Here is a 26,413-nt window from a genome sequence, read left to right on the forward strand (position 1 = left end):
GTTGTATTATTCGACGAAACACATCCTTTGGTCATGCAAAACCGTATTAACAATGCTGACTGGGATGTAAACCTCAATCCGAGCATTAAAAAGTTGAGCCTGAAAAATCGCATACTTGCAACAGTAGAGCAGTGGACAGGCAGACGGCTGTTTGAGTATAAAAACTATAAATTGATCTGATGAGTTACTTGAAAAGAATCTTTACCATCCTGTTTTTTTTCTTAGGCACAATCGCTGCCAAGGCGCAACAAAAGCCTGCTGCAGGCGCTGAGGTAAATGCAGGCAAAGAAAGAATCATCGTATTTAACCTGCGCCAGGACAGCGATCAGCAGATGACTTGCTTTCTCAGCCAAGATGCTACCTATCTTTTCGAGTTGACGCTTCCCGAAGAAAGTAAAGCGCAGCGCATCGTCTTGAAACTCTACGACGGGGATATGAACGAGATAGCCTCATCTACTACAGTGCTGAAAAATAATCCAACTCCTTCGCTAAGGTACAGCTGTAGAAAGTCGGGCTTGTACCTGCTCAAGGCTTTTCCCTTTGCTAAATAGTACCTGCGTTTGTGTGGTAGAGCGCCAGCCCTGCCACAGGTTCCTCTAAAATGTGCTGCACGTGCAGCCCCTTGTCGGCAGCAACGCGGCGGAGAACATTAGCATAGTAAAATGCAACCGAGCCTGTAAAATGTACAGGTAAATTACGCGCATCTGCAAACTTCAATACCCGCTTATCAAAAAAATCGCTGAAACTATCGTAAACCGTCCGATAAGCGTAGGGATGTGTCAGATGGTCAAATAGGAATTTGGAAAAACTGGCCATGTAGCGGCTTGGCATTGGCTTTTGATAGGCGTTTTCCAAAACTTCATCGCGGGTGAGCGCATAGCGTTTAGCAAAAAGTTGGTGCAAATCTTCAGGCAGGTCATTGTTGAGATAATCTGTAACCAATCGCCGCCCCAGATGTCCGCCGCTGCCCTCATCGCCGAGCCAAAAGCCAAGATTGACAGCATATTGCACAATCTGTTCGCCGTTGAACAGTGCAGCGTGCGAACCTGTACCCAAAATGCAGGCAATACCGGGCTGTTTGCCACAAAGCGCCCGCGCAGCACCCAGCATATCAGTATCTACGGCGATAGCTGCCGAAGGAAAAAGCCCTTGCAGGATCTGCCGCACAAACTCCTGATTGGCAGCCGTACCACAGCCCGTTCCATAGAAAAAAATCTGCTGTACAGTGTTTGCAATTGCCGCTGCGGAGTTGCCCAACTGGGGCAGCAGTACCTCGCGCAATTCGTTTGTGATAGAAACTTTATCGGTAAAATAAGGGTTAATACCCTGTGTGCGAGCCTGTAGGGTGCTACCGTCGGCACGGACTAATCTCCAAGCTGCTTTCGTAGCGCCGCTGTCTGCTATGAGAATCATGGTTAGGGCTCGGTTCAGTGTTAAATTTTGGACGAAAATGCACAAGTTAGCCGGTTAGTACAAGTACGATGTTAAATTTGTGTGAATAAACTACACAACATTCGTTGAACCCGATGATGCAACCTCTTTTTTCACTCCTTGCACCTTCGCCAAACAAGCATAAAAATACAACCGCCGCTATGCCGCCAGCAACACAAACTGTAAGTACCAGACAACTGTTTCTCAACCACTTAGCACAAACAACAGATTTTCCATTGCTGCTCGAGATTAAAGAAGCAGAAGGCGTTTTTTTGATTGATGAACAAGGGCGACGCTACTTCGACCTAATTTCTGGCATCGGTGTCAGCAATATTGGACACAGACATCCGGCAGTTATCAAAGCCATCAAAAAACAACTGCGCAAATATTTGCACTTGATGGTCTATGGTGAATATGTACAAGCACCACAAGTAGCGCTTGCCCAAAGGTTGCTGCTCACCTTGCCGCAGGGATTGGATAATTTTTATTTTGTCAATTCCGGCAGCGAGGCAATAGAAGGCGCTATGAAACTTGCCAAGCGCTATACAGGGCGCACCGGTTTTGTCAGTTGCCTGAATGCCTATCATGGTTCCACGCAGGGTTCACTTAGTATCAGCGGCAGCGAAAAGTTTAAAACTGCCTACCGCCCATTGCTGCCCGATGTGCGGCATATCCGCTTTAATGAACCCGACGATTTACAGTTTATTACCCAAGATACTGCCGCAGTTATCATAGAAACCGTGCAGGGCGAAGCAGGGGTACGCATACCTGACAAATCGTATATGCAGGCGCTGCGCCAACGTTGTACCGAAACCGGAACACTACTCGTTCTGGACGAAATTCAGTGCGGTTTTGGCAGAACAGGCAAATTCTGGGCTTTTGAGCATTTTGATATTGTGCCTGATATTCTTGTAAGTGCCAAAGGCATGGGCGGCGGTATGCCAATCGGTGCGTTCATAGCGCCTAAGCATATCATGGATGCGCTAAAAAATAACCCTATCCTTGGGCATATCACTACTTTTGGAGGACATCCCGTATCCTGCGTAGCGGCTTATGCTACTGTCGGGGTTATTCTCCGCAATAAATTGCATGAAAAAGCCGCACAAAAAGCTGAACTTTTCAAAAAGTTGCTTATTCACCCACGTATCAAGGGCATCCGAAGTGCAGGACTGATGATGGCTGTCGAATTTGAGTCTTTTGAGGTGCTAAAGGCTGTCATTGATAAGGCTATTTCCTACGGGGTCATTACCGACTGGTTTCTGTATTGCGACAATGCGATGCGCATTGCGCCGCCGCTAACGATCAGCAAAGACGAAATCCGCGAGGTTTGCGGCATTATCCTCAAAGCTATCAACAAGGCAACCAGCACGAACCCTGATGTGCTCATGCGCGAGGACATAGAGCCGATGCGCCCGTAAGTAAAAGGCTGTTTTTTTGCTAAAAATTCACATAAATGAGTCCCGAATCAACACGGATTTAATGGCTTTTTCATCATGTATTTACCTGTAAAACTGACCTTTGCAGACAAATACTGCCTGTGTTATGATGGAAGAAAAAGTCCGCAAACGCCGCCCTCAAATCGTTGTCATTTCCGATGTTCATTTGGGCACTTATGGCTGCCATGCAAAAGAGTTGAATGCTTATTTGAAAAGTATTCGCCCCGAAATTCTAGTACTCAACGGTGATATTATAGACATTTGGCGCTTTAGCAAACGCTATTTTCCCAAGTCTCATCTGCAGGTACTGCGCCGTATCTTGCGTATGATGGAGCGCGGCACTAAGGTGTATTACCTCACAGGCAACCACGATGAACTGTTGCGTCGCTTTCCACGCATCAGCACCAATAAGTTCACTTTGGCGAATCGCTTAGTATTGCCCTGCGGCGATAAAAAAGCATGGATTTTCCATGGCGATATTTTCGATGTTTCTATCCGGCACGCCAAATGGCTCGCTAAGCTGGGTTCGGTAGGCTATGATTTGCTTATCCTGATGAACCGTGGCGTTAATTTTTGCGCCGAGCTAATGGGCTACGAAAAGGTCTCGTTTTCCAAAAAAGTGAAAAACAGCGTGAAAAAGGCAGTCGAGCATATCGGACAATTCGAAACGCTGGCTGCCGATCTGGCAATCGAAAAAGGCTATGATTATTTCATTTGCGGGCATATCCACCAGCCCGCTAATAAGCGCATAGTTACAGCCAACGGGCAGGTACACTACCTCAATAGCGGCGATTGGGTAGAAAATTTGACCGCTCTTGAGTTTGAAAATAACCAGTGGCGAATTTATCACCATAAGTCTGAGGCTGTAAGCGAAAAAAACAGCGCAAGAAAAACGGTATCTGAGGCTTCAACTTTGGTAGCAACAACATTCCAACCCGAAATTGCATGAAAGTCCTCTATGCTATTCAGGGTACAGGCAACGGGCATATTGCACGCGCCCGCGAAATCGTGCCTATTTTGAGCCGCATGTGCGACCTCGATCTGTTTGTCAGCGGCAGTAATTCGCAAGTGCAATTACCTCACGAAGTCAAATTCAGGAGCAAGGGACTAAGCATTTTTTATGATAAATCCGGCGGTGTAAGCCTCAGCAAAACGCTGGGGGCGGTGCGTCCCAGAGAGTTGCTGCGCGAAATCAGAGAGCTGCCTGTTGAAAAATACGACCTGATTATCAACGATTTTGAGTTTATAGCAGCACATGCAGCTTTGCTGAAAGGTATTCCTTGTGTGGGATTTGGGCATCAGGCTGCCTTTTTTTCAACTGCAGTGCCACGCCCGCAGCGCCGCGATCTGCTTGGCGAGCTGATTCTGAAGCATTATGCACCTGCCGGTGCTATCGTTGGGCTGCATTTTGATCGCTATGCGCCTGAGATCCATACGCCGGTGATTCGCAGTGAAATCCGCTCGCTTGTGCCCAAGACAGAGCGCCATATTACTGTTTATTTGCCGCATTACGACGACCAATTGCTAGCAAGCGTACTAACCGCCCAAAAAGATTGTTATTGGCACTTATTCTCCAGACAGGCTAAAACGATCAAAACGCATAAAAACATTACATTTCTGCCAATAGACAGTAAAAATTTTACTCAGAGTTTGGCAAATAGCAATGGTCTGTTGACAGGAGCAGGCTTCGAGTCGCCCGCTGAAGCGATGTTTTTGGGTAAAAAAGTATTTGTATTGCCAATTAAAGGCCAATATGAGCAAAAGTGCAATGCCAAAGCCTTAAAGATGATGGGCGTAACGGTAGCTAAAAAAATCGGTCGCCGTTTCCCTGAAAAACTGCGGGCATGGATAGAAACAGGGCAGCCTGTTGCAGTTAACTATCCCGATATAACCCGCGAGTTGCTTGAAAATATTTTGAGTAAAAAATTATCAGCCACTCCCCGTGCTGCCCGCGTACTTTCTTTGCCATTTTTAATGAAAGCTGTCTAAAAAGTAACACAGACTTTAGTCCGTGATTTGTTAATCAATTGATAATCAAATAGCTACAGACTAAAGTCTGTGCTACATGTAGCCTTTCCGGACAGCCTCCAGATGGCGTTGTTACTCTACCTGATCTCTTTAAGCGAACAGCAGCGGATTCCTGTTGTGGTGAATCGTTGCAGCCGTGAAAATTTTTACAATTCGCTGTAAGTCCAGAGGGCTTCTTCTATTTCCGCCTGTGTAGAAGGTATATTGAACCGACACGAGCCTATCCGATCAATCAGACTTAGAAAAATAACACCGTTTTCGTTTTTCTTATCTTGAAGTGCCAGCTGTGCGATGGCGGGTATTATTTCCTGCGTAATAGCAACTTTGCCATAGAGTTGCAACAGATAGCGACAAATTTCCTCGTAGCTTTCCTGAGGCAGCAGCGTTTTGTGTACGGCAAGCCAAGCCTCTGCCATCATACCCGCTGCAATTGCCTCGCCATGCAGCAATATTTTTTCAGCAGGTTGATTTTCAAGGAAATAGCTCTCGATAGCATGCCCGATTGTATGCCCGAAATTCAGGATTTTGCGCAAGCCTTTTTCAGAAGGATCTTGCGCAACAACAGATTGTTTCAAGGCTATTGAGTGAGGTACAACCTGCTGCCAGTCAATGGTTAGGAAGTCTTCGGGTGCGGAAAGTTCCTGCCATGCGGTTGCATCGGCGATCAGCCCGTGCTTGAGTAGTTCCGCAAAGCCGGAGCGCAGTTCACGCACAGGTAGTGTGTGTAGAAAATGCGTGTCTATCAGCACATAGGCAGGTTCCTGAAAAATGCCAATGTGATTTTTAAAGCCCTGAAAATCAATGCCTAACTTTCCGCCGACGCTCGCATCTACCTGCGCAAGGAGCGTAGTTGGGATCTGAATAAAAGAAATGCCTCGCTTGTAGGTGGCAGCGCAAAATCCGCCCATATCGCCAATGACACCGCCGCCCAGATTAATCAACAGTGCATTGCGATCTGCCTGCGCATCGGTCAGGTGTTGCCAGATGGTTTCGCAAGTACGCAGCGTCTTATGTGCTTCCCCTGCCTGAATGACAATCAATTCATGTTCAGCAGGCAGCACAGGGGCAATCAGTGGATAGCAGCAGAAATGCGTGTTGGTATCTGCCAACACAAAAATTGCCGACCATCGGTTGGCTCTCAGTACTTCGGCAAGACTCTCCTGAACAGCTCCAATGCGCACGTAGTCAGGTAATTGCATGTCTAAGAAAGCGGTTAAAATTATGACTTATAGCCGAGCAGGCGGAGCATGGACTCGCTGCTTTGTTCGTCGCTAAACAGGCGCGTGTGCAAATTGCCCTGCTCGTCCATGTCTATCAGTACGTGTTTAGCACTCGGAATCAGGCAGTGTTGCAAGCCGCCGTAGCCGCCAATCGTATCCTGATAAGCACCTGTGTGGAAAAATCCGATATATTGCGTCGTCGGGTTGTTGTTCTGGTCTTCTATCTTGGGCAGATAAATATTGATCGTAACTGTGTCTGAGTTGTAATAATCGTCGCTGTCGCAGGTCATTCCGCCGAGGTTAACTTGCTGATACTCGTGGCTCCAATTGTTGATAGGCAACATGATGAAACGCTGACCTGTTCCCCATGTATCGGGCAGGTGCGTGATGAAGGAGCCGTCAATCATGTACCAGCGCTCGCGCTCGTTTTGCAGTTTTTCCCCCAGTACAGAGAAGAAGATTGCACCGCTCTCACCAACAGTAAAACTGCCGAATTCTGTTACAATATTGGGTGTAGGGACGAAGTTTTTATCGCATACGTATTTAATCGTACGCACGATTTCGGTAATGATTTGCTCGTAGGGGTAGTCGTGGTGCAGTGAAGTTTGGATCGGCAGCCCGCCACCAATATCAATCGTATCCAAATCGGGACAAACCTTCTTCAATTCGCAGTATTTGTAAACAAAGCGATTCAGTTCTGCCCAATAGTAAGCCACATCGCGAATGCCTGAGTTGATGAAGAAATGCAGCAGTTTGAGTTTGGCCTTGGGATGATTGGAGATCTGGTTTTTATAGAAATCTAGCACGTCGTTGTAGCGGATGCCAAGCCGTGAGGTGTAGAACACAAAATCAGGTTTCTCATCTGAGGCAACCCTTATACCGATGTTGAAAGGATCAGTCAGATCGCTATACGCATGGATTTCATCCATATTATCTAATACAGGAATCAGATTATGAAATCCTTCGCGGATTAATACCTTGATGCCATCAGTGTAAGTTTTTCTCTTGAAACCGTTGGAAATGATCAGAATATCTTTATCAATCAAACCTTCCTGATACAGTTTTTGTATGATTGACATATCGTATGCCGATGAAGTTTCAAGGTGTGCCTTGTGCTTGAGTATCTCCTCCAGTACAAACTTAAAGTGGGATGATTTGGTGCAATAGCAGTAGGTGTACGACCCTTTGTAGCCGCACTTTTCCATAGCGGCTGAAAAATACTCGCGTGCGCGCTGAATTTGTTGTCCAATCTTAGGTAAATAGGTGATTTTAAGTGGAGTACCATATTGGCGGATGACATCCATAAGTGGGATGTTGTTGAAATAAAGCTCGTCGTTCTCTACGCGAAAGTTGTCAGTCGGGAAGTGAAAGGTCTGGCTGATTAGATCAATATATTGCATTTTAAATGGTTATTAAAAGAGGTGCAAGTTAATCAGCTTTTCATAGAATACGGTTGCCTTATTGTTAAAATACGTTGATCTGCAATTTCATTTTTTTAGCCTATTCAATTATTAGAAGAGTACTATTTTTAAAAAATACGGGTATATGCTACAAAATGATTTTGATGTAATAAAATCAAAAAAAAGCGATGAAAATATTGCTTTGTTACTACTTTTTACCCTACTTTGCAGTAGTAAAAAAACAAACAACCCTATGAAAACTCATTCTTTTTCTTTGAATTGTTCTACTTTTCGTCAATCTACGATCGTGAAAAATCTATTTTTCAGCCTTTTTCTGTCTTGCTTGTTATTGCTGGTAGCCTTGAGCGCCAGTGCCGGCGAAATCGTAGTCAGCGGACTCTACAATGGTAAGAATGTGTATCTGCAAAATCCAGTCAGTGGAAGCAATACATGTATCAGTGGTATCTATCTGAATGGCAGGGAATTACCTGCCCCCAAGTCCTCTGCGATAGATATTGACCTTTCGCATTTGAAGCCTAAAGACAGAGTAGAAATTAGAATTGTTCATGCTGACAATTGCCGCCCAAAGGTGATCAACCCTAATGCACTGGCAGAGAAGCCTGATTTTCAGTTTGCTTTCAGCGAGGTTACTGACCGCACGATTGAATGGGTAGGCAGAGGTGAGAACAAAGACAGCCGCTACTTTGTAGAAGTGTATCGCAATAACACCTGGTACACAATCAGCACAAAGCAGTGCATAGCACAAACCGGCAATAATAAATACAGCGTTCAGGTTAATCATACCGGTAATATTTGCAAATACCGCATCAAATATTACAACGCTGTTACCGGTGAGTCCCAATATTCTAATCAAATGGAATTTATTTCTGCGGCGCGTAAAGTGACTAAGTGCGAAGTAGCAGCTAATAAAATAGAATTCAGCAATGAGATTGACTACCAGCTACTTGACAATGAATACAACATCGTGCTTAAGGGCAAAGGAAGTATCATTGATATTAACAACCTGAAAAAAGGCGAATATCATCTTGTTTTTGATAACCATATTGAGTATTTGTCGAAAAAATAAATTAACTATCGCTAAATACACCTGCGAGGCTGTACAAAAAGGATGAGTGTAGCATAGACTTCAGTTTGTATCTATTTGATTATCGAGTGATTAACAAATCACAAACTAAAGTCTGTGTTACTTTTTGGACAACTTCTTTTACTTTTATGGAACACCAAAAATGTTCAGAACATGAAAGAGATCAACAATTTTCTATCGGTTGTACTGTTGTGTACAGCCGTATTGCTGTTCAATTCCTGCCAACCTACAGGGCAGCAGCCCAACGCAGGAGCAACTTACCTACAAAGCCCCGAAACGGGTGTGCGAACAGGGGGAGTTCGTATAATTGAGGTCGAAACCCCAATCGGGAAGTACAATGTGTATACAAAGCGCATTGGCAATAATCCGAAGATGAAACTTTTGCTGCTACACGGCGGCCCAGGGGGCAACCACCTGTTCTTTGAGTCTTTTGAGAGTTTTCTACCGGAACACGAAATAGAGTTTTACTACTATGACCAATTAGGTTCGTATCTTTCAGACAAGCCCACAGACTCCAGTTTATGGACTACCGAACGCTTTGTAGAGGAAGTTGAGCAGGTACGCAAGGCGCTTGGACTCAACAAGGATAACTTTTACATACTCGGGCATAGTTGGGGAGGGATTTTGGCAATGGAATACGCACTGAAGTATCAACAAAACCTCAAAGGGCTGATTATCAGTAATATGATGAGCAGTTGTATCGAATATGGCAAGTATGCAAATGAGGTTTTAGCCAAACAGTTACCACCCGATGTACTTTCACAAATCAGAGAAATTGAGGCAAAAGGCGATTTTGATAATCCAAAATATATGGAATTGCTGATGCCAAATTTCTATAAGAAGCATGTATGCCGACTGGAAGAGTGGCCGTTTTCCCTGAGTCGTGCTTTGGATAATATCAATCCTGACGTTTATGTAATTATGCAAGGGCCAAGCGAGTTTGGCATCTCGGGCAGGCTTGCCAAGTGGGAGCGGACTGCCGACCTGCCATCTATCCAAGTACCAACCTTAGTTATTGGCGCACAGCACGACACGATGGATCCTGAGTTTATGAAAAAAATGGCAGACATGATGCCACAGGGGCGTTCGCTGATCTGCCCCAACGGTAGCCATTGTGCTATGTGGGACGATCAAGAGCATTACTTCCCCGGACTAATTGCTTTTATGAAAGACGTAAATGCAGGAGTAAAAATTAAGTAGGTGTGGTGATCAAAGTCATCTTTTCGGCGAGAATAGTGCTGTATGTTTGAGTTGTTAAACAAACTTTAAAAAATGACTACCAACAACACATCAAGCGATAAAGTTCATATAAATGAACTCCACGCAGAGCATACCGAATGGATGCAACACCTTGCACACTACGCGCAGGAAATCAGCTACCTACAAGCCATGTTAGATGATCTTGCCAAGCGCAATAACAGCGATGATTTTCGCAAAAGACTCAGCCACTTTCAAAATCAGTTGATTATTCAAAAGGAGCAATTAGATATTCTCAAACACGATATTCGCGTACATGAAGATTTTTTGGTTGCCCAAGCCCAAAAGCAGACCGAGACTATTCACCGCAGGCTGTTTGGCGATCATGCCGAGGAGCGCGAAAAGTTAATGACTTACCAACAACTGTTTGGCGAAATGAAGGCAGAACTGCTCGATTTTGCTGCTAAGTGGATGTAAAAACAACAAGAGGCTGTCCAAAAAGGCTAAATGTAACACAGACTTTAGTCTGTAACTGTTTGATTATCAAGTGATTAATAAATAATAGACTAAAGTCTACGTTACTTTTTGGGCGGCCTCTATTTTAACATCTTTGCGAAGAAGTACTGTAGGTTTACTTAATTGTAAACGGCATAGCTACTTTGATTTTTTCCCAACAAACAACAATAGCACCTTGATTTTCTGCTATTGGCTCAATTGAGTAAGTTAGACGCGGTGTCATTGGGTGCTCTTCTGGCTTTACCTTGATACGCACCACGTCTTCCGCCTCACTGTACTGATCTACAAGATGTTGATCATAGTTGCGGTTTAGGATTAGCGTCCACTCGTTGGCAGAAGGGATGCTAAAAAAAGCATAAGTTCCTGCGGGAATGGTAGTTTCGCCTACCACGAAATCCTTGCTGAAGCTAACCCTAGTAGCTGTATGCGCACCTGTAACCCATACTTGATCGTAGCCTACCAATCCGTTCCAGATGATGCGACCGCGCACCCCCGGCGATCCGTAATTAACATAGATATCCGCACCTCCTATAGTGCCCGATGCTTCGCGGCGGGCAGAAGTTTTGAGTGTATCCGGATCAATTTTTCCTGCATTCACATCTTCTGCATAGTCGGCATACTCCAGTTCTATTTCAGAAACGTACTGTGTTTTTTGTGGAGCGGCTTTCTCGTTTTGCGCTTGTTCTTCTTGTTTGGAAGCAGGCGAACAAGCTGTAATGGTTGCGGCTGCAATTAGCATTACAGCAGCCGTTTGAAGGAGATCTTTTTTCATTATATACTTCCGGTGTTGGTTTGCATTACAAAAATAGCAATCAAAATAATGAATTGTGGTTTGTTGCAGCGCTGCTATTCTCTCCAGTTTTTGTAGGGATTATGCACTAGATTAGCGTTGTAGTAGCGTTCATCGCCTGTAACTTCTTGCCCTGCCCATGGTGGGAGAGGTATTTCCTGATCCTCGTGGGTCAGTTCTACTTCGGCAATGATCAGCCCGCTGTTATCGCCTTCAAACTCATCTACCTCCCAGATCAGCCCTTTGTAGGGTACGTAGTAGCGCGTTTTTTCGATCAGCGGGCCATCGCAAAGTGCATTGAGCATGTATAGCGCGTCTTCTACCGGTACGGGGTACTCAAATTCGGCTCTGGAAATATATTGCGCGCTGCCTTTAATAGTGATAAAGGCAGTGTCGCCGGCTACCCGCACACGCACTGTTTTTTTGCTGTCGTTGCACAGGTAGCCTTGCCTGAAGACTTTTGCTTCAGCATTTTTCTTCCAGTCCTGATTTTTGACTAAAAATTTGCGTTCTATTTCAACCGGCATAGTAGAAAAAATTATTTGCTTTTACCTGCGCCGCGTACCATGCGCTCGATTTGATCCCACATTTCGCTGGGCAGTTGCTCGAGGAAGTTGAACTCACCTGCGCCGTTGAGCCATTCGCCGCCATCTATGGTGATAACTTCGCCGTTCACATAGGCGCTATAGTCCGACATGAGGTAGGCTGCCAGATTGGCTAGTTCTTGATGATCGCCAACGCGTTTGAGTGGTACTTTTTTAGATACATCCATTATTTCCTGCAAAGCCGGCGGGAATAGGCGATCCCATGCTCCTTTGGTAGGGAACGGGCCGGGGGCAATAGCATTGCTGCGGATCTGGTACTTTGCCCATTCTACAGCCAGCGAGCGCGTCATTGCCAATACGCCCGCTTTCGCTGCGGCAGAAGGCACTACATAGCCCGAGCCTGTCCATGCGTAGGTTGTAACAATATTGAGGATCGTACCGGGCTGCTGCTGAGCAATCCAGTGCTTGCCGATAGCCAGCGTGCAGTTGTATGTACCTTGCAATACAATACCAATGATGGTATCAAAAGCCTTGTGGGAAAGTCGTTCGGTAGGGCTAATGAAGTTGCCCGCTGCGTTGTTCAAAAGACCATTGATGCTGCCAAAACGCTCTAAAGTAGCGGCAAGTGTTTTTTCTACGTCGCTGTAGTTGCGAACATCGCACGCTACGGCAAGTACCTGTCCGCCCGTTTCTGCCTGCAACTCATCGGCTGCTGCCTGCAAAACATCTAATTTTCGGCTGGCAATCACTACGTTAGCGCCCAGTTCGAGGAAATATTTGCTCATTGAACGCCCCAAACCTGTACCGCCTCCGGTAACAAGAATAGTCTTGCCCTGCATAGCGCCTTCTTTGAGCATTGGTTCGGTGTATTTCATATCAATTCGGTGAATATAAGTTAGTTCACAAATCAATGTAATACTTTTCTTATTGCCAAACCCTGCGGTGAAATAAAAAATTGGCCGTTGAAACCGTTACACAAGCGATCGGATCAACTCCCAAAGCCCTGCTACGTGCCTTTCTTCGATATTGACCTGCCCGAAAACAGCGCGGAGTGTGTAGTGTCCGTTGAGTTTGGTATGGGTCAGGAAATAGCGCCCCGTTTGGTTGATGCTTGCCAGTAGGTTGCTGTTGCGTTGGTTAGTAGCCTCCTCACTTTCTCCCCATGCAGGTTTGAGACGAAAGCAAACTAAATTGAGATTGACAGGCGCCATGATCTCAAATCTGCCATCGGCAAGCAACCACTGTTGGAACTGCTGCGCCAGCGCCATGTGATGCCTCAAAATTGCCTGAATACCCGATGAGCCATAGCTGCGAAGCACAAACCACAGCTTCAGCGCCCTGAAACGCCGTCCCAGCGGTATGCCCCAATCGCGGTAATTATTCACTATTTTATCAAGTGGCGTTTTTAGGTATTCAGGCATGATTTCAAAGGTGCGCAGCAGCGCTGCCTTATCCCTGACATAGTATGCCGTGCAGTCGAAATTGGTAAGCATCCACTTGTGCGGGTTGAAAACGTAGCTGTCTGCCAAGTGCAGACCATCTGCCAGATAGCTGTATTCGGGCAGAATGAGCGCTGTACCGGCGTATGCCGCATCTACGTGTAGCCATATGCGATTTTGCTGACAAATATTGCCAATTTCCTTAACAGGATCTACGGCAGTCGAACTTGTCGTGCCGATGCTGGCTATGACGCACAGCGGCACATACCCTGCGGCGCGGTCTTCAGCAATCTGCGCGGCGAGTGCTTGCGGCTGCATGGCAAAATGCGCATCTGTCGGAATTTTGATTAGGTTGTCGCTGCCAATGCCTGCAATTCGGACAGCTTTTTCGATCGAGCTGTGCGTTTCTGAAGAGCAGTAGACGCGAAAAACGGGCTGCCCCTGAAAGCCTTTGCGATTGATTGCTGTCAGTTGTGCGGGGTCGTAATTTTCGCGGGCGGTCAGGATGGCACAGAGCGTAGCCGTAGAGGCAGTATCCTGAATCACCCCATGCCACTCGGCAGGCAGCCCGCAAAGTTGTGCAAGCCATTGCATCATGCGCTCCTCAAGCTCGGCAGCGGCAGGGGAAGTCTGCCAGATCATGCACTGAGCCGCAAGCGTGGCGGTCAGCATTTCAGCCAGCACCGAAGGCGGGCTGCTGTTGGCAGGAAAGTAAGCCATAAAACCCGGATGCTGCCAATGTGTCATGCCGGGCATAATAAGCTGCTGAAAATCAGCAAAAATTCGCTCAAAACTTTCACCTGCTACGGGGGCGCTGGCAGGTAGTTGTGCTATGATTGCGCCCGGTTGCAAGTCGGGCTTGACAGGGTACTGTTCAATATTTGCCAGATAGTCTGCCATCCAGTCCACTAACTCGTGGGCATAGGCTCTGAATTCGCTCGTAGTCATATAGTCGTAGTTTTTTGGGTTGTTTTATCCCGCATAATGTTGCGGATGCAGCGCTATATTTTTGCGATAATAGCTTTTTAACAGGCGTGCCGCCACAAGATCCCGGTTACTTGTATGCGGCGCAATAATCATCAGCAATTTGGTAACAGGTGGCAGGTAGTTTGCCCGTCTTTGTGAATTGTTAAAAGCCTTCCAGCCGATGAGGCTGTAAATAAGTTGGCACAGGGTTGCTAACATAAACAAACGCTGCTCATAAAATCAGGATAAAAAGTCAAGTATTGGGAGCGGTCTTTTTTAAGATGCCTTTTGCTTAATTACTTGACCAATGCGGTCAATTTGTTGCAGGTGATGCTTGATATGGTAACAGCAAAAATCAATAGTCTGGCCGATAGTAAAAAAGCCTGCTACCGGATGTCTAAAGACATTTTTATGGATCAATTCAGGAGGAAAGTTTTCCAGCAGGTCGCGCCATTTGGCACGCAGCGACCCCCACTCGGCCACCACTTTTTCATAGTCAGTTGCTACTTCGGGTATTAGCGCCTCAACGGGCGCTTTGATTTTCACAGGCAGGCGGAGAATGGTTTTTGTAAGCCAGTACCCCAGTTTTTGCGAGAGGTTATTATCTGCCAGCTCCTGCCGTTGCAGGTTTTTTTTGATAGCATTCAGAATGCTTGTTTCGGCAATAATCAGGTGTTTCATCACCTGTAGCATAGACCAACTACCTGCATTGGGCTGAAAGCGCTGGTCTTGTGCAGAATAATCAGCTACTAATGCTTGCATTGTCAGCCGCCAGCGTTCCATTTTTTGAAATGCTTGTTCTATCGCAGGTTGCATAAGTTCAATTTAGTTTGCAAAATACAGCAAAGGTTTGAATCTTTGGTGTAGCGCAATGATAAATTGCATTTCATCGCCTTGTTGTCATGTTTCAAACGGAAGTCAATCATTTTTTTCAATCTTTTGCGTCCGAATGGCTCACTTTATTGATGCAACTGGTAAGTCAGACGGGTTATCAGTCGTTTTACATTGCGGTATTGCTCATTGTTATTTTTGGTGTTAATGCCAAGCGCGGGCTGTGGGTCTTGCAGGTATTATTGTGGGTGGGTCTGGCAACTTCTTTTCTAAAAGAACGGATCGCACTGCCGCGCCCGCTGGATGTAGATAATACGCTGTTGTTTTTGGGAACTAACTACAACCAAAGCAACACCATTTTTTCTAAGCGCGGTGCAGTCAGTTTCTGGTCAATGCTGCCATCTGATGTGATTGCCTACTATCAGGAGAATAGACTCAATTCTTTTGGTTTTCCTTCGGGGCATGTGAGCGGTGCAATGGCTTTTTTTGGAGGGCTGGCACTGGTGTTTCCCGTAGCTGCTATTCGGATTGTTGCGCTTGTTATCTGCTTTCTAATGCCTCTTTCCCGCTTGTATTTGGGCGTACATTTTCTGGCAGATGTTGTCGGCGGCTTTTTGATTGGCGGGCTTGGCCTGATGATCTTACAGGTGTGGATACGTTTCTACGGAAGCGCTAAAACGCGTCAGGCGAGCGTCTCTGTAGCAGATCTGGTTTGGTGGTTCGCATTGCCTATAGCCTTATTTTTTGTGCCGCATATAAATTTCGAATTACTCACCATCTTACTGGCTTGCAATATTTTTTATGCAGTATTTGTTTTATTAGGCAATCCAATGCCCAACGGCAACTTTTTGCGTCGTGCATCGTCTATTGCCATAGCTTTTGCAAGTTTTATCGGATTTAGTTTGTTATCAAACAATATTCTGCGTTTGTTGAATGTTAATGATGAAAACATTCAACAAATCATTGTGCGCCTTGTTGAATTTTCGCTGGCCTTGGTTATAGCTCTCTATGTCAATAAAAGCATTCGGCTAATGCGTTCTGAACGCAAATCAATTATCTGAACCTGCGGACGATATGTTTAAAAAGCAGTCATTTTCTTGTCGCAATTTATTGATTGTCAGATATGTCTGCTCTTTGCTATTCGGATACTGCTGCTTTGTGTCCGCGGTGGCTGCGCAAACCCCCCATGCGCAGATAGACAGTCTCAAACAATTGTTGCAGACACCCGAAATGTCTGAAAATTTTGCTATCTATAATCAACTTTCAGCCTTGTACCGAGGCATCAACCCTGAGTTATCATACCAATATGCTATACGCGCCTACAACCTCGCCGAAAAACAAGGCGACAAAAGAGGGCAAGTAGCGGCTATCATTCAAATGGGGGAGTATTCGCTTACGCAGCGGAAGCCACAGGAAGCCTATCCGATCTTTCAGTACGCTTATGTTATTGCTAATAATTTACAAGATTCTCTCTACATAGGCATCGCCAAAGGCAAAATGGGGATAGCCTTGTATATGGATCTAAAGAACGAGGCAGCCGAGATGTATCTCAAAGACGCGATCAATATTTTGCTCAAATTCAAAGAGGCAGAGTCTGAGCGTGCTAATTTGCTAAACACACTTAGCTATAATTTCAACAATAAAGGAAGATATACAGAGGCGATCAAATTCGCTAAGGAAGCGCTCGAAATTCGCCGCCGAATAGATCCTTCAGATGAAATGACAGCTCGCTCGCTCAATACACTGGGTGAGTTTTATCTCTTGCAGGGCAACCTGCGCAAAGCGATGGAATACTTTGACAGTTCGCTCAAAATTAATCGCAAGAATAAAAATATGCGTGGTACTGCTATCATGCTGACCAATATCGGAAACGTGTACTTCCAAGAAGGTAACTACCAAAAAGCACTCAATAACCTGACAATTGCACTGGGAATAAAACGCCAAATGCAGGCACAGCCGCGCGAGGTGGCAATCACACAATTGTTGATTGGTAAGGTGCATTTGGCAAAACGAGAGTTTGATAAAGCAGGCTACTATATCAACGAAGCGCTGCAATCATTTAAACTTGCCGGCGACAAACTTCACATCAGCAAGGCTTACAGCGAACAGGCAAAATACCTCGCAGCGGCAGGGCGTTTCAAAGATGCTATTCAAGCGCACCAACAGGCTATAGATGTAGCAGAAGAAACCGCGCAGCCACCCTTAGTGATTGATGCCTATGAGGCAATTGCACAAACCTACTTGCAGATGGAGGACGCTAAGAATTTTATGAAATACTACCGGCTTTACAAAGCCGGCAAAGATTCGATAGATAAAGAGTTAAAATCAATGGATTTTATACTCACACAAGATGAGTTAGACCGCGAAAAGCAGGAGCAGCGGGCTTTAGAAATCAGAAATAAAGAGGAGGAACGCCGCAAACAGCAGGAAAAAATAGAGCAAAAATTCAAGATAATGGTTGCTATTTTTATCCCCGTGCTTATTTTGGTGTTTACCTTCGGTTATTTCCTCAAGATGCGACAAAGCGACCAGAAGCGCCTCCAAGAACAAAATGAAATTATTTCTGCCCAAAATCGTATCTTGGAAGAAAAGAAAAACGAACTACAGGAGCTTATAGCTGCTAAGGATAAACTGTTCTCTGTTGTTGCACACGATATTCGCAGCCCTTTGGCGGGTCTGTCAACAATGGTTGATCTGCTCGGCCAAAGGCAAATTAGCCTCAACGAAGAGGAGACGCAAGAAGTTTTGCAGCAAATCAGTAAGTCCCTCGCCAATGTTTACCAACTCTTAAACAATTTGCTGGACTGGGCACGCCTGCAAACCGGTAACTTTACCTGCGAACCATCCGAAATCCCGCTAATGCCTGTCCTACGGAAAATCATTCATTTGTTTGAGCCACAGCTGGCAGCCAAGAAGTTGCGGGTAGTCAATACCGTCGAGGAAGATGTTGTCGTTTTTGCCGACAAGAATATGCTCGAGTTTATCTTGAGAAACCTGCTATCCAACGCCATTAAGTTTACTTTTCCCGACAAAAGTATCTTTATTGAGTGTGAAAAATCGGATGATTTTATTTGTATTCGCTTTAAAGACAACGGTATTGGCTTAAATGAGGAAGAAGCAGAACGGATCTTTAATCTACCCACTTCCAAATTAGGCACCAAAGGCGAGCGCGGTGCAGGTATCGCCCTGAGTATTTGCGCCGAATTCATGGAAAAGCATCAGGGACGCATCTGGGCAACACCTAACCCCGAAGGCGGAAGTATTTTCTACCTCAAATTTCCAATAGCTGCCGCATAAATTGATTTTGCTCCATTTTTTTTCGTAATTGACATCGGTTTGCAAATGCCAACCGCTCTGTTTTGCTAAACGACAAATAATTATGAAAACCTCTGTGCTTCGGTACGCAATCCGGGTGATTGCTCCGCTGCTGATCCTCACTTTTGCCTGTGGCAAATTCGGCAAGAATACGCTTACTGTGGCAGGTAAAAATTTTGGCGAAGAAATCGCCTTGCAGCAAAATTTGCTCATTCAGTTTGGCGAAGACATCGCCCCCGATTCATTAGTGGGCAACTGGATAGAAACACCCTACCTGAAAATTTCGCCCGAAGTCAAAGGCAAGTACAAGTGGAACTCCCGCAGCGAGCTTGTCTTTTCGCCCGAATCGGGGTTTAAGCCCAGCACAGACTACACCGCAGCCATTACCGATAAAATTTCGGCGCATGTCAAGGAAAGTTTCAAACTGACTGATGAACATATTTTCAAATTTCATACGCCTTACCTGAAACTGCGCAACCACGAAATTTTTTGGGCGATGAATACCCAGAATCAGCCCGAATTGCGCGTGCGGATGAATTTCAATTACCCCGTCAGTCCGGAGCGCGTGAGCAACAATACGAAGGTGCAAATAGAAAGTTCGGAAGTAAGCCACAAACTGCAAACCAACGAGCCGGCAGCAACTACGGTTATTCTGACTGTTACAAGTACTCAACAGCCTGATAATAAGCCAATTAGTGTTAAAATTGAGGCAGGACTCACAACGGATGGCAGCGACTACAAAGCCGAACAGATGACTTTTGGCGAGTTAGTGCCCGACCGCAGCGACTTCCGCATCCTGCAAACTGAAACCGAATACGACGGCGAGCAGGCATACGTTTATGTCTATACCAACCAGATGGTAGGCATGACCGCCGACGACCTGAAACGAGCGCTTACCATCAGTCCGCAGGTGAGCCATACGGTTGAATTACTCGACAACGGTTTTCTGATTACAGGCAATTTTTCAACCGACCAAAGTTACAAGCTGAGCCTCAGCAAAGCCCTGAAAGGCATTTTTGGCGGTACGCTTAAATCCAATGTCGAGCAGCAAATTGTATTTGGACAGGTACAGCCGGGTATTCGTTTTTCAGCCAAAAAGGCAATTTATTTGACCAATAAAGGCAATAAAAATATAGGTGTGCGCATCAGCAATATTCCGCAGGTGTCTGTCAAAATTTTCAAAGTCTATAAAAACAACCTGCTGGGCTACCTCCGCGAGTCAGGATCTTTGTATCAGTACGATTATTACGACGATTACGACGACTACGACAGCTATTTCTACGGCGATTTTTCCAACTATGGCGACTTGATTTTTGAACAAACCTATGAAACCCGCGAACTGCCTAAAATAGGCAGCGAGCAACTCATCAACTTAGACATTCGCGACGATAAGCCTTTCAGAGGCGTTTATGTGGTACAGGTGCAGTCCACAGAAGACCAGTGGCTGCGCGCCAATAAAATGGTGTCCCTGTCCGACATCGGGCTGGTTGCCAAAGCCACCAGCAACGAGGTAGTTGTCATGGCAAATTCCATCATGACCGCGCAGCCGCTGTCGGGAGTGGACATTACGCTTGTCAGCACGAACAATCAGGAAATTGCAACGCTGAAAACGGACGCTTCGGGTATCGCACGCTTTTCGGGCATGAAAACCAAAGCCGCCGGATTTACTACGGCAATGGTTTTTGCCAACATGGGCGAAGATTTTACCTACATGCACTTCAAGCAGACGCAAATAGCCACTTCGCGCTATGAGGTAGGGGGGATGCGCGAAAACAGCGCCGGCTTGCAGGCGTTTCTCTACGGCGACCGCGACCTTTATCGCCCCGATGAGACGATGCACCTCAAAGCTATCGTCCGCGACGGGCAATGGAATGCGGCAAAAAATATCCCCATCAAACTGCGCATCATGCTACCCAACGGCAAGGAGTTCGTCAATAGGCGCGGAATGCTGAACGCACAAGGTACTTATGAAACCTCTGTCCAACTTCCCGCAGGAACGATAACGGGTACGTATTCTGTAGAATTGCTCAGTGGCAACGATGTGCTGCTGCAATCGCGCAACGTCAATGTGGAAGAGTTCATTCCCGACCGCATCAAAGTCAATGTAAACGTAGATAAGTCGGTAGTTCGGACGGGTGAAACCGTCAATTTCAGTGCGCAGGCGCTGAACCTTTTCGGTCCGCCTGCCCGCAACCGCAAATACGAGGCAGAAATGTCGCTGACGCGCAAATCATTCAGCGTCAAACAATTACCTGATTATGACTTTACCTTGAGCGGACGCACGGATGTCTATTTTGAACAGTCGCGAGCCGAAGGCACAACCAACGAAGAGGGTAAATTTTTTGCTAACTTTCGCATTTCACCCTACTACAAAAATCTGGGCATACTGGAAGGAAAAATTTACTCCACCGTATTTGACGAAACAGGCAGAGCGGTTAATCGCCAGGCGAAGTTTGAGGTATTGACCCAGCCGCTGATGTTCGGGATTAAAAACTTTACGCGCTATACAGATGTGCGCCAGCCTGTCAATATTCCGCTGGTAGCCGTCAATCACAAAGGCGAAGTGCAAAACAGCGCCAAAGCCCGCGTCGTAGTCGTGCAGTACCAGTGGCAGAACGCATTGGAGCGCGAGGAGTACTCATCGTACTACCGCTATGTTTCCCGCAAAAAGGAAATCGTGGTAAAAGATGAAACTATCTCACTGTCAGGTACTTCTACGACTTATTCTTTCGTGCCGATGGAATCGGGAGAGTACCAGATTCGCGTAGCGCCCGTCGGCGACGACATGGCAACCTACGCCGCACAGGAGTTTTATGCCTATTCGTTCGGCATGGCAACCGCAACCTCCTTTGAAATCAACCGCGAGGGCTTGGTACAGATAGAAACCGACAAAAATTCTTATCAGGTAGGGGAGCAGGCAAAATTGCTGTTCAAAACGCCGTTCAAAGGGCGCATGTGGGTTACAATTGAGCGCAACGAGGTTTTAGACCAGTTTTTTGTAGATACCGACGGGCGCACAGGTTCGCTCACGCTGCCAATTAAAAGGGAGTATTTGCCCAATGCCTACATTGCTGTAACGCTCATCAAGCCGGCAGATGACAGTTCCATTCCACTGACAGTGGCGCATGGCTACCGCAATCTAATGGTAGAGGACAGCAACACAAAATTGGAGGTCAAAATTTCGGCAGCAGCCAAATCGCGCTCCAATACCAAACAGGAAATCGTGGTACAGACCAACCGCAAACAGTCCGATATTGAAGTAACGCTGGCAGTGGTGGACGAGGGCATTTTGTTGCTCAAAAACTACCAGTCGCCCGACCCTTACGCTTTCTTTTTCCAGAAACGCGCATTGGAAGTGAGCAGCCACAACCTCTATCCGAAGCTGTTCCCCGAACTGAAAGCCATGCAGCGCAACTACGGCGCAGACTACTACGACTTGGGCAAACGCCTGAACCCGCTGGCAAACAAACGCGTCAAACCCGTTTCGTTTTGGAGCGGTACGCTGCGCACCAACGGCAGCGGTGAAGCTCGCTATACCGTTGATATTCCGCAATTTAGCGGCGAATTGCGCATCATGGCCGTTGCCGTGAAAGACAATGCTTTCGGCTCGGCAAGTGCAGCCATGACCGTCGCCGACCCGATGGTTATCAGCGCCGCGTTGCCGCGTTTCCTCAGCCCGAACGATGAGATAGAAGTGCCTGTGATGCTGGCAAATACCACCGCCAAAAACGCACAGGCACAGGCAAAACTGACTGTTACAGGTGCAGTGGAAATTGTAGGAGAGGCTTTGCAAAGCGCGACCGTTGCCGCCAATAGTGAAAATCAGGTGGTATTCCGCCTGAAAGCCCGCCCGCAAATTGGTGCAAGTCAGGTGAAAGTGGAGGTGAATGCACTGGGCGAAAAATTTACCCAAACCATTGATTTGGGAGTGCGCCCTGCTGTTTCGCTGCTGAAAACCAGCGGCTCGGGACGCGTGGAAAGCGGCAAATCGCAGCAGATTGACCTTTTGCGCGACTACCTGACAGGCTCGGTAGATGCCCGCCTGACTGTTAGCCGTTCGCCTGTCATAGAATTTGGCAAAGAGTTGAATTTCTTGCTGCAATATCCTTACGGCTGCGTGGAGCAGACCATTTCTACGGCATTCCCGCAGTTGTACCTTGCCGAATTGCTGCCTACACAAAAAAGCAGCAACCTGATGTCTGTCGGCAAAAGTGCGCTTAACGTGCAGGAAGCCATTCGCCGCCTGCAAACCATGCAACTCTATTCAGGCGGACTTTCCTATTGGCCGGGAGGCTCGGAGGAGAACTGGTGGGGCAGCATCTACGCCCTGCACTTCCTGACCGAAGCCCGGAAAGCCGGCTATGAGGTGGATGCCAAGCTGCTCACCAACCTGACTAACTACGTCAGCGGCAAAGCCAAAAAGAAAAGCACAGTGGACTATGAATATTTTGATGCTGCCAACCAACGCAAAAAGGTAAAAATTACGCCGCGCGAGGTGTCATATTCGCTCTATGTGCTGGCGCTGACGGGAAAGGCGGATATTTCCACGATGAATTATTACAAAAACCGCATCAATACGCTTTCCTTAGACAGCCGCTACCTGTTGGCAACTGCCTATATGCTGGCGGGCGATGTGGCATCTTATCGCAAACTCTTGCCGACGCAATTCAGTGGCGAGCGTTCGGTGACGGCATTGGAAGGAAGTTTCCAATCCTACCTCCGCGATCAGGCGATTGCACTCAATGCGCTGATTGAAACCGATCCGCAAAATGCGCAAATTGGCATCATGGCGCGGCAACTTTCGCAGCAGTTGAAGCAGGCAAAATACGTCAATACGCAGGAGGCGGCTTTCTCATTGCTAGCTTTAGGCAAATTAGCCCGCAAGGCAGGCGAATCCAACGCAACGGCAACCATTACCGCCGACGGTAAAAAAATTGCAGATTTCAAAGGTGCGCCAATGACCTTGAGCGCAAAAGATGTGGCAGGCAAAAAAATACAAATTCAGGCGCAGGGCGGCGATTTGTTCTATTTCTGGGAGATGGAAGGCTTGAACAGCAGCGGTATCTACCCCGAAGCGGACAGCGATTTGCGCGTGCGCCGCGAGTTCTACGACCGCAGCGGTAATCGCCTGAATACCAATACGTTCAATCAAAACGACCTGATTGTGGTTAAAATTACACTTAACACAACCAACGGCGGCTTGGTGCCAAACGTAGTTGTTTCCGATGTGATTCCCGCAGGTTTTGAGATTGAAAATCCGCGCATCAATTCGCTGCCCGGCATGGCTTGGACGGAAAAAGGACGCACCCCTGACCATACCGACATCCGCGACGACCGCATCCACTTGTTTGCAACGGCTGGACCTAACGTATCGGAGTTTTATTACGTGGTACGCGCCGTAACCAAGGGCACGTTCCGCATGGGGCCTGTCAGCGCTGATGCGATGTACGACGGCAATTACCATTCCTACAACGGAGGCGGGGAAATTATCGTTCGGTAGGGATCGTACAAGGATTTAGGCAGATTTTAATCCATTTAACCTCTGCGTTCTTAGCGTAAAACTTGGCGTTCTTTACGGTAAAAGAGGTTTAACCGCAAAGGGCGCAACAATTTTCGCTTAGAAACGTACCCAGTTTATAGAAGCGCTGGGATGGTTTAACCGCAAAGGGCGCAATGATTTTCGCAAAGCCCGCAAAGAATATAAGAATCCGTGAAAATCTGCGTCATCAGCCACTATCAGCGTTCCAAAATTTGAGGCGGGCTTGATGATGACTCATGGACTCCGATTAATATTTTGTATAGATGAAAAAAGTAGTTGTTTTAGGGTGCTTACTACTGGGGACGATTGCAGCCTGCATCCCCGTTATTGACCGGTTTGCCCCTGAAATTGAAGTGCTTACACCATTAGCGCAATCTTACTTTATTCAGGATACCATCAAGGTTGTTTTCAGCTTTGGCGATAACGACCGGTTGGACTCTGCAGTGGTAAGCATCCGCAAAACAGGCGATGTTAGCGGCAGCGGGCAAATCTGGAACCCGACTTTCAATCGCAAGCTGCGCGGCAGAAGGTTTGAAGATACGCTGCGCATTCCCATTCCTGCAACGGCGCAACCGGGAGCGTATGAAATGAGTATTCGCTTGTTTGATTTCAGCGGAAACCAGACCGCGCAGCAACTGACGTTTAATGTACTTGGCGATCAGCGTCCTCCTGTCATCATCAATCTTGATTTGGTGGGGCTGCAACGCGATGCAGCAGGCAATTACCTCATCTGCCGCCAAACGCTGCTCAACCTGACAGGGCGGGCAACAGACAACCTCCGCATCCGCGAAGTCCGTGCTGAGATTGCAGGCATCTTCAACCTAACGCGTCTTGTCAATAGCGATATTGTTAATTTTGACAATCTTTTTGATCAAAATTTGCGCATTCCAGCCAATATTGCTGATAATACGCGGCTTTTATTGGTTATTTCTGTCACCGATCAAGGCAATAATACGGTTAATCGAAGTTTCAATTTGTTGCTTAGTTGCGATGATGAAGCGCCGCAAATCCGCGTGCAGACAACCGCACCGCAAATCAACGAGAAGCGCGAAGCCACTGTGATTGAAGGCGACGATTTCCGCATTTTGTCCGGTACTGTTACCGATAACCGCCGTTTGGGGCGTTTGGTAATTACTTTTAACGCTATCAATGCGCGGCGCGATACGGTTTTCCGCGCTAACCTGAGTGGAACAACAGCGCAGTTGGGGAATCTGCTGGCAAACCAGCGCTTTCAGCCTCCTGCCGATGCAGTAGCAGGCAGCAGCTACGAAATCAACCTGTTTGCGACCGACAGCGCAGGCAACAAGGCGCAACCTTTCCGCCTCGTGCTGAATATCACCAAAGACGAGCCGCCGCAGCTCCTGCTCACAGAAGCCCGCATCAGAGGCGAGCTAACCACGCTTTCGTCCACAACGCCGACGCCGCTGCCCGTTGGTGCAGAATTGCTGATCTTTGGTAAGATAGTGGAAGACAGAGCTTTGGAGTATGTACAGATTTTCTGGGGACCCGAACAGCGCCCCGAGCGCGTAGTCAACCTGACCGCGCAGCAACTCACGCCCCTGCCTTTTGACCTAGCAGACCCTAATTCGGTCAATCGTTTTGTGATTACGGAACGGGCAGCTGCTGCAAGTCGCAATTTTGTCTTGCAATTCCGCATTAAAGACACGCGCAATCCCGAAGTAGTACAGACCTTCCGATTTGTTGTGCCATAGATTTTTGCAGATTTTCAGAACGCTGATTTTTGGCAGATGACGCAGGTTCGCGCGGATTTTTTAGAAGTTAGGCAGTTTACAGCATTATTCATATGCTGTGAGGTGCCATGCCTACGGCGTTTTAATCCTAAAATGGCATGGTTATCTACAAAGGTAGCAGCCCTACGGGCTTTTCCTGGCACAAAGCCGATAGGCTTGTCATCTTTGTAGCAAAGACATATCAATTTTATTTGCAAATGCCGTAGGCATGACATCTGTAAATGGCTTTATACCAATTTGATAACGAGCTTTTTACGCCCCCAGTCGGCGTTGCAAATTAGCTTGCAAGATTTGGAAAACTTTCAGCGGGTGCATGGTGCGCCAGTTGGTGAGTTCAAGGCTGCCGCCGTAGTTGATGTAGCTGTCTACGTTGAATTTCTTCCATTCTTCGATGACGTGCTCGCGGAAGCCCAGCGCACAAATCCAGCCGCCCTCGTCTTCTATATCTTCGTACCATTCCTCGTAATAGCAATCGTCTGAACCGTGAAAGTTGAGAATATTTTCCCCAATCAGAATGTAGTAAATAATACCTTCGCGATTAATGTAGTCTATTAGGTTGCGTTTTAGATAGCTTACATCGTTGTGGATAGCGTCGTTCCACTCGCCAATAAATTCAATCACAGTAAAGCGATGGTGGTAGTCGGTATAAATAATTTTCAAATAGAGTGTTTCCGAGCCAAACTCATCCCATGAAGGGTGGATGTAGTAGCCGTACACGTCGTTGCGACATACGTTCAGGTCGTACTCCCTGCCATAGAACGGCGAGCGCTCGTCCGAATCGGCGGTGTAAAAATTTTCCCAGCGATAAAAAGGTTCTATAATGTGCATAGGTGCATCTTCACTACTTTACCAATCAAAATTAAGCGAATATTTGCACTTAAAACTGTAATTTGCGCTATAAAAA

General features: G+C 46.8%; 21 protein-coding genes and 1 pseudogene. 12 read left to right on the forward strand and 10 right to left on the reverse strand.

All coding sequences use genetic code 11. The features are described from left to right. Nucleotides 1-180, forward strand: a pseudogene (locus ACWIP2_RS05685) (glycosyltransferase family 2 protein); the annotation flags it as partial. Beyond that, nucleotides 180-551 (forward strand): hypothetical protein, encoded by a 372-nt coding sequence (locus ACWIP2_RS05690; protein ID WP_448518941.1) that lies wholly within the window; start codon nucleotides 180-182, stop codon nucleotides 549-551. The pseudogene ACWIP2_RS05685 and the gene ACWIP2_RS05690, both read left to right, overlap by 1 nt. Here the strand turns inward: ACWIP2_RS05690 and ACWIP2_RS05695 are convergent. Beyond that, nucleotides 544-1,413 (reverse strand): N-acetylglucosamine kinase, encoded by an 870-nt coding sequence (locus ACWIP2_RS05695; RefSeq protein WP_448518942.1) that lies wholly within the window; start codon nucleotides 1,411-1,413, stop codon nucleotides 544-546. The two genes, ACWIP2_RS05690 and ACWIP2_RS05695, sit on opposite strands and share 8 nt — an antisense overlap. Before the next feature lie 179 nt (nucleotides 1,414-1,592). Between ACWIP2_RS05695 and ACWIP2_RS05700 the strand changes: the two genes are divergently transcribed. The 3 genes from ACWIP2_RS05700 to ACWIP2_RS05710 all read left to right on the forward strand — a co-directional run bounded on the left by ACWIP2_RS05700 (nucleotide 1,593) and on the right by ACWIP2_RS05710 (nucleotide 4,856). Next, on the forward strand, nucleotides 1,593-2,849 hold the full coding sequence (locus tag ACWIP2_RS05700) for an aspartate aminotransferase family protein (protein ID WP_448518986.1): 1,257 nt from the start codon (nucleotides 1,593-1,595) through the stop codon (nucleotides 2,847-2,849). Nucleotides 2,850-2,976: 127 nt separating this feature from the next. Beyond that, nucleotides 2,977-3,816 carry a UDP-2,3-diacylglucosamine diphosphatase gene (locus ACWIP2_RS05705; RefSeq protein ID WP_448518943.1) on the forward strand — a complete coding sequence of 280 codons (840 nt, stop codon included), beginning with the start codon at nucleotides 2,977-2,979 and terminating at the stop codon, nucleotides 3,814-3,816. Then, nucleotides 3,813-4,856 (forward strand): glycosyltransferase family protein, encoded by a 1,044-nt coding sequence (locus tag ACWIP2_RS05710; protein WP_448518944.1) that lies wholly within the window; start codon nucleotides 3,813-3,815, stop codon nucleotides 4,854-4,856. The genes ACWIP2_RS05705 and ACWIP2_RS05710 overlap by 4 nt, the downstream gene beginning before the upstream one ends. A gap of 185 nt (nucleotides 4,857-5,041) precedes the next feature. On the opposite strand, the gene aroB is transcribed toward ACWIP2_RS05710, so the two are convergent. Together aroB and ACWIP2_RS05720 are read right to left on the reverse strand one after the other, a co-directional pair. Next, entirely contained in the window at nucleotides 5,042-6,094 is a 1,053-nt protein-coding gene (gene aroB / locus ACWIP2_RS05715; RefSeq protein ID WP_448518945.1) for a 3-dehydroquinate synthase, read from the reverse strand. 20 nt (nucleotides 6,095-6,114) lie between these two features. Further along, nucleotides 6,115-7,515 carry an arginine decarboxylase gene (locus tag ACWIP2_RS05720; protein WP_448518946.1) on the reverse strand — a complete coding sequence of 467 codons (1,401 nt, stop codon included), beginning with the start codon at nucleotides 7,513-7,515 and terminating at the stop codon, nucleotides 6,115-6,117. Nucleotides 7,516-7,822: 307 nt separating this feature from the next. Between ACWIP2_RS05720 and ACWIP2_RS05725 the strand changes: the two genes are divergently transcribed. The 3 genes from ACWIP2_RS05725 (at nucleotide 7,823) to ACWIP2_RS05735 (ending at nucleotide 10,294) form a co-directional block, all read left to right on the forward strand. Then, entirely contained in the window at nucleotides 7,823-8,602 is a 780-nt protein-coding gene (locus ACWIP2_RS05725; RefSeq protein ID WP_448518947.1) for a hypothetical protein, read from the forward strand. 171 nt (nucleotides 8,603-8,773) lie between these two features. Continuing rightward, entirely contained in the window at nucleotides 8,774-9,820 is a 1,047-nt protein-coding gene (locus ACWIP2_RS05730; RefSeq protein WP_448518948.1) for a proline iminopeptidase-family hydrolase, read from the forward strand. A gap of 72 nt (nucleotides 9,821-9,892) precedes the next feature. Beyond that, the gene (locus ACWIP2_RS05735) at nucleotides 9,893-10,294 is read left to right on the forward strand and encodes a hypothetical protein (RefSeq protein WP_448518949.1); all 402 of its coding nucleotides are present in this window, start codon (nucleotides 9,893-9,895) and stop codon (nucleotides 10,292-10,294) included. Between the two features lie 154 nt (nucleotides 10,295-10,448). Here the strand turns inward: ACWIP2_RS05735 and ACWIP2_RS05740 are convergent, their stop codons facing one another. From ACWIP2_RS05740 to ACWIP2_RS05765, 6 genes are all read right to left on the reverse strand, one after another. Further along, the gene (locus ACWIP2_RS05740) at nucleotides 10,449-11,105 is read right to left on the reverse strand and encodes a DUF2911 domain-containing protein (RefSeq protein WP_448518950.1); all 657 of its coding nucleotides are present in this window, start codon (nucleotides 11,103-11,105) and stop codon (nucleotides 10,449-10,451) included. 74 nt (nucleotides 11,106-11,179) lie between these two features. Then, nucleotides 11,180-11,650, reverse strand: coding sequence for a CYTH domain-containing protein (locus ACWIP2_RS05745; protein WP_448518951.1), 471 nt, complete (start codon nucleotides 11,648-11,650; stop codon nucleotides 11,180-11,182). 11 nt (nucleotides 11,651-11,661) lie between these two features. Next, entirely contained in the window at nucleotides 11,662-12,543 is an 882-nt protein-coding gene (locus ACWIP2_RS05750) for an SDR family oxidoreductase (RefSeq protein ID WP_448518952.1), read from the reverse strand. A gap of 96 nt (nucleotides 12,544-12,639) precedes the next feature. Next, nucleotides 12,640-14,055: a pyridoxal phosphate-dependent decarboxylase family protein gene (locus tag ACWIP2_RS05755; protein ID WP_448518953.1), complete on the reverse strand. Its 1,416-nt coding sequence runs from the start codon at nucleotides 14,053-14,055 to the stop codon at nucleotides 12,640-12,642. 24 nt (nucleotides 14,056-14,079) lie between these two features. Further along, complete coding sequence (locus ACWIP2_RS05760) at nucleotides 14,080-14,292, reverse strand: hypothetical protein (protein WP_448518954.1); 213 nt, start codon at nucleotides 14,290-14,292, stop codon at nucleotides 14,080-14,082. A 57-nt stretch (nucleotides 14,293-14,349) separates the two neighbouring features. Continuing rightward, on the reverse strand, nucleotides 14,350-14,889 hold the full coding sequence (locus tag ACWIP2_RS05765) for a DinB family protein (protein WP_448518955.1): 540 nt from the start codon (nucleotides 14,887-14,889) through the stop codon (nucleotides 14,350-14,352). 86 nt (nucleotides 14,890-14,975) lie between these two features. Between ACWIP2_RS05765 and ACWIP2_RS05770 the strand changes: the two genes are divergently transcribed. The 4 genes from ACWIP2_RS05770 to ACWIP2_RS05785 all read left to right on the forward strand — a co-directional run bounded on the left by ACWIP2_RS05770 (nucleotide 14,976) and on the right by ACWIP2_RS05785 (nucleotide 25,470). Then, nucleotides 14,976-15,965 (forward strand): phosphatase PAP2 family protein, encoded by a 990-nt coding sequence (locus ACWIP2_RS05770; RefSeq protein WP_448518956.1) that lies wholly within the window; start codon nucleotides 14,976-14,978, stop codon nucleotides 15,963-15,965. 97 nt (nucleotides 15,966-16,062) lie between these two features. Beyond that, on the forward strand, nucleotides 16,063-18,201 hold the full coding sequence (locus tag ACWIP2_RS05775; RefSeq protein WP_448518957.1) for a tetratricopeptide repeat-containing sensor histidine kinase: 2,139 nt from the start codon (nucleotides 16,063-16,065) through the stop codon (nucleotides 18,199-18,201). Nucleotides 18,202-18,283: 82 nt separating this feature from the next. Further along, a complete protein-coding gene (locus ACWIP2_RS05780) occupies nucleotides 18,284-23,719 on the forward strand; it encodes an alpha-2-macroglobulin family protein (protein WP_448518958.1) in 5,436 nt (1,811 codons plus the stop codon). A 302-nt stretch (nucleotides 23,720-24,021) separates the two neighbouring features. Beyond that, the gene (locus ACWIP2_RS05785; RefSeq protein ID WP_448518959.1) at nucleotides 24,022-25,470 is read left to right on the forward strand and encodes a DUF4625 domain-containing protein; all 1,449 of its coding nucleotides are present in this window, start codon (nucleotides 24,022-24,024) and stop codon (nucleotides 25,468-25,470) included. 291 nt (nucleotides 25,471-25,761) lie between these two features. Here the strand turns inward: ACWIP2_RS05785 and ACWIP2_RS05790 are convergent, their stop codons facing one another. After that, nucleotides 25,762-26,337 (reverse strand): hypothetical protein, encoded by a 576-nt coding sequence (locus ACWIP2_RS05790; RefSeq protein WP_448518960.1) that lies wholly within the window; start codon nucleotides 26,335-26,337, stop codon nucleotides 25,762-25,764. Nucleotides 26,338-26,413: the final 76 nt, after the last annotated feature.

The sequence above is a fragment of the Rhodoflexus sp. genome, from assembly GCF_053489755.1.

What these genes read in the sequence shown, in the direction of transcription:
- ACWIP2_RS05735 (WP_448518949.1), top strand. Translation starts at nt 9,893, where the DNA reads ATGACTACCAACAACACATCAAGCGATAAAGTTCATATAAATGAACTC.
- ACWIP2_RS05695 (WP_448518942.1), bottom strand. Translation starts at nt 1,413, where the DNA reads ATGATTCTCATAGCAGACAGCGGCGCTACGAAAGCAGCTTGGAGATTA.
- ACWIP2_RS05730 (WP_448518948.1), top strand. Translation starts at nt 8,774, where the DNA reads ATGAAAGAGATCAACAATTTTCTATCGGTTGTACTGTTGTGTACAGCC.
- ACWIP2_RS05790 (WP_448518960.1), bottom strand. Translation starts at nt 26,337, where the DNA reads ATGCACATTATAGAACCTTTTTATCGCTGGGAAAATTTTTACACCGCC.
- ACWIP2_RS05705 (WP_448518943.1), top strand. Translation starts at nt 2,977, where the DNA reads ATGGAAGAAAAAGTCCGCAAACGCCGCCCTCAAATCGTTGTCATTTCC.
- ACWIP2_RS05765 (WP_448518955.1), bottom strand. Translation starts at nt 14,889, where the DNA reads ATGCAACCTGCGATAGAACAAGCATTTCAAAAAATGGAACGCTGGCGG.
- ACWIP2_RS05710 (WP_448518944.1), top strand. Translation starts at nt 3,813, where the DNA reads ATGAAAGTCCTCTATGCTATTCAGGGTACAGGCAACGGGCATATTGCA.
- ACWIP2_RS05760 (WP_448518954.1), bottom strand. Translation starts at nt 14,292, where the DNA reads ATGTTAGCAACCCTGTGCCAACTTATTTACAGCCTCATCGGCTGGAAG.
- ACWIP2_RS05750 (WP_448518952.1), bottom strand. Translation starts at nt 12,543, where the DNA reads ATGAAATACACCGAACCAATGCTCAAAGAAGGCGCTATGCAGGGCAAG.
- ACWIP2_RS05700 (WP_448518986.1), top strand. Translation starts at nt 1,593, where the DNA reads ATGCCGCCAGCAACACAAACTGTAAGTACCAGACAACTGTTTCTCAAC.
- ACWIP2_RS05745 (WP_448518951.1), bottom strand. Translation starts at nt 11,650, where the DNA reads ATGCCGGTTGAAATAGAACGCAAATTTTTAGTCAAAAATCAGGACTGG.
- ACWIP2_RS05740 (WP_448518950.1), bottom strand. Translation starts at nt 11,105, where the DNA reads ATGAAAAAAGATCTCCTTCAAACGGCTGCTGTAATGCTAATTGCAGCC.
- ACWIP2_RS05720 (WP_448518946.1), bottom strand. Translation starts at nt 7,515, where the DNA reads ATGCAATATATTGATCTAATCAGCCAGACCTTTCACTTCCCGACTGAC.
- ACWIP2_RS05690 (WP_448518941.1), top strand. Translation starts at nt 180, where the DNA reads ATGAGTTACTTGAAAAGAATCTTTACCATCCTGTTTTTTTTCTTAGGC.
- ACWIP2_RS05780 (WP_448518958.1), top strand. Translation starts at nt 18,284, where the DNA reads ATGAAAACCTCTGTGCTTCGGTACGCAATCCGGGTGATTGCTCCGCTG.
- ACWIP2_RS05785 (WP_448518959.1), top strand. Translation starts at nt 24,022, where the DNA reads ATGAAAAAAGTAGTTGTTTTAGGGTGCTTACTACTGGGGACGATTGCA.
- aroB (WP_448518945.1), bottom strand. Translation starts at nt 6,094, where the DNA reads ATGCAATTACCTGACTACGTGCGCATTGGAGCTGTTCAGGAGAGTCTT.
- ACWIP2_RS05755 (WP_448518953.1), bottom strand. Translation starts at nt 14,055, where the DNA reads ATGACTACGAGCGAATTCAGAGCCTATGCCCACGAGTTAGTGGACTGG.
- ACWIP2_RS05770 (WP_448518956.1), top strand. Translation starts at nt 14,976, where the DNA reads ATGTTTCAAACGGAAGTCAATCATTTTTTTCAATCTTTTGCGTCCGAA.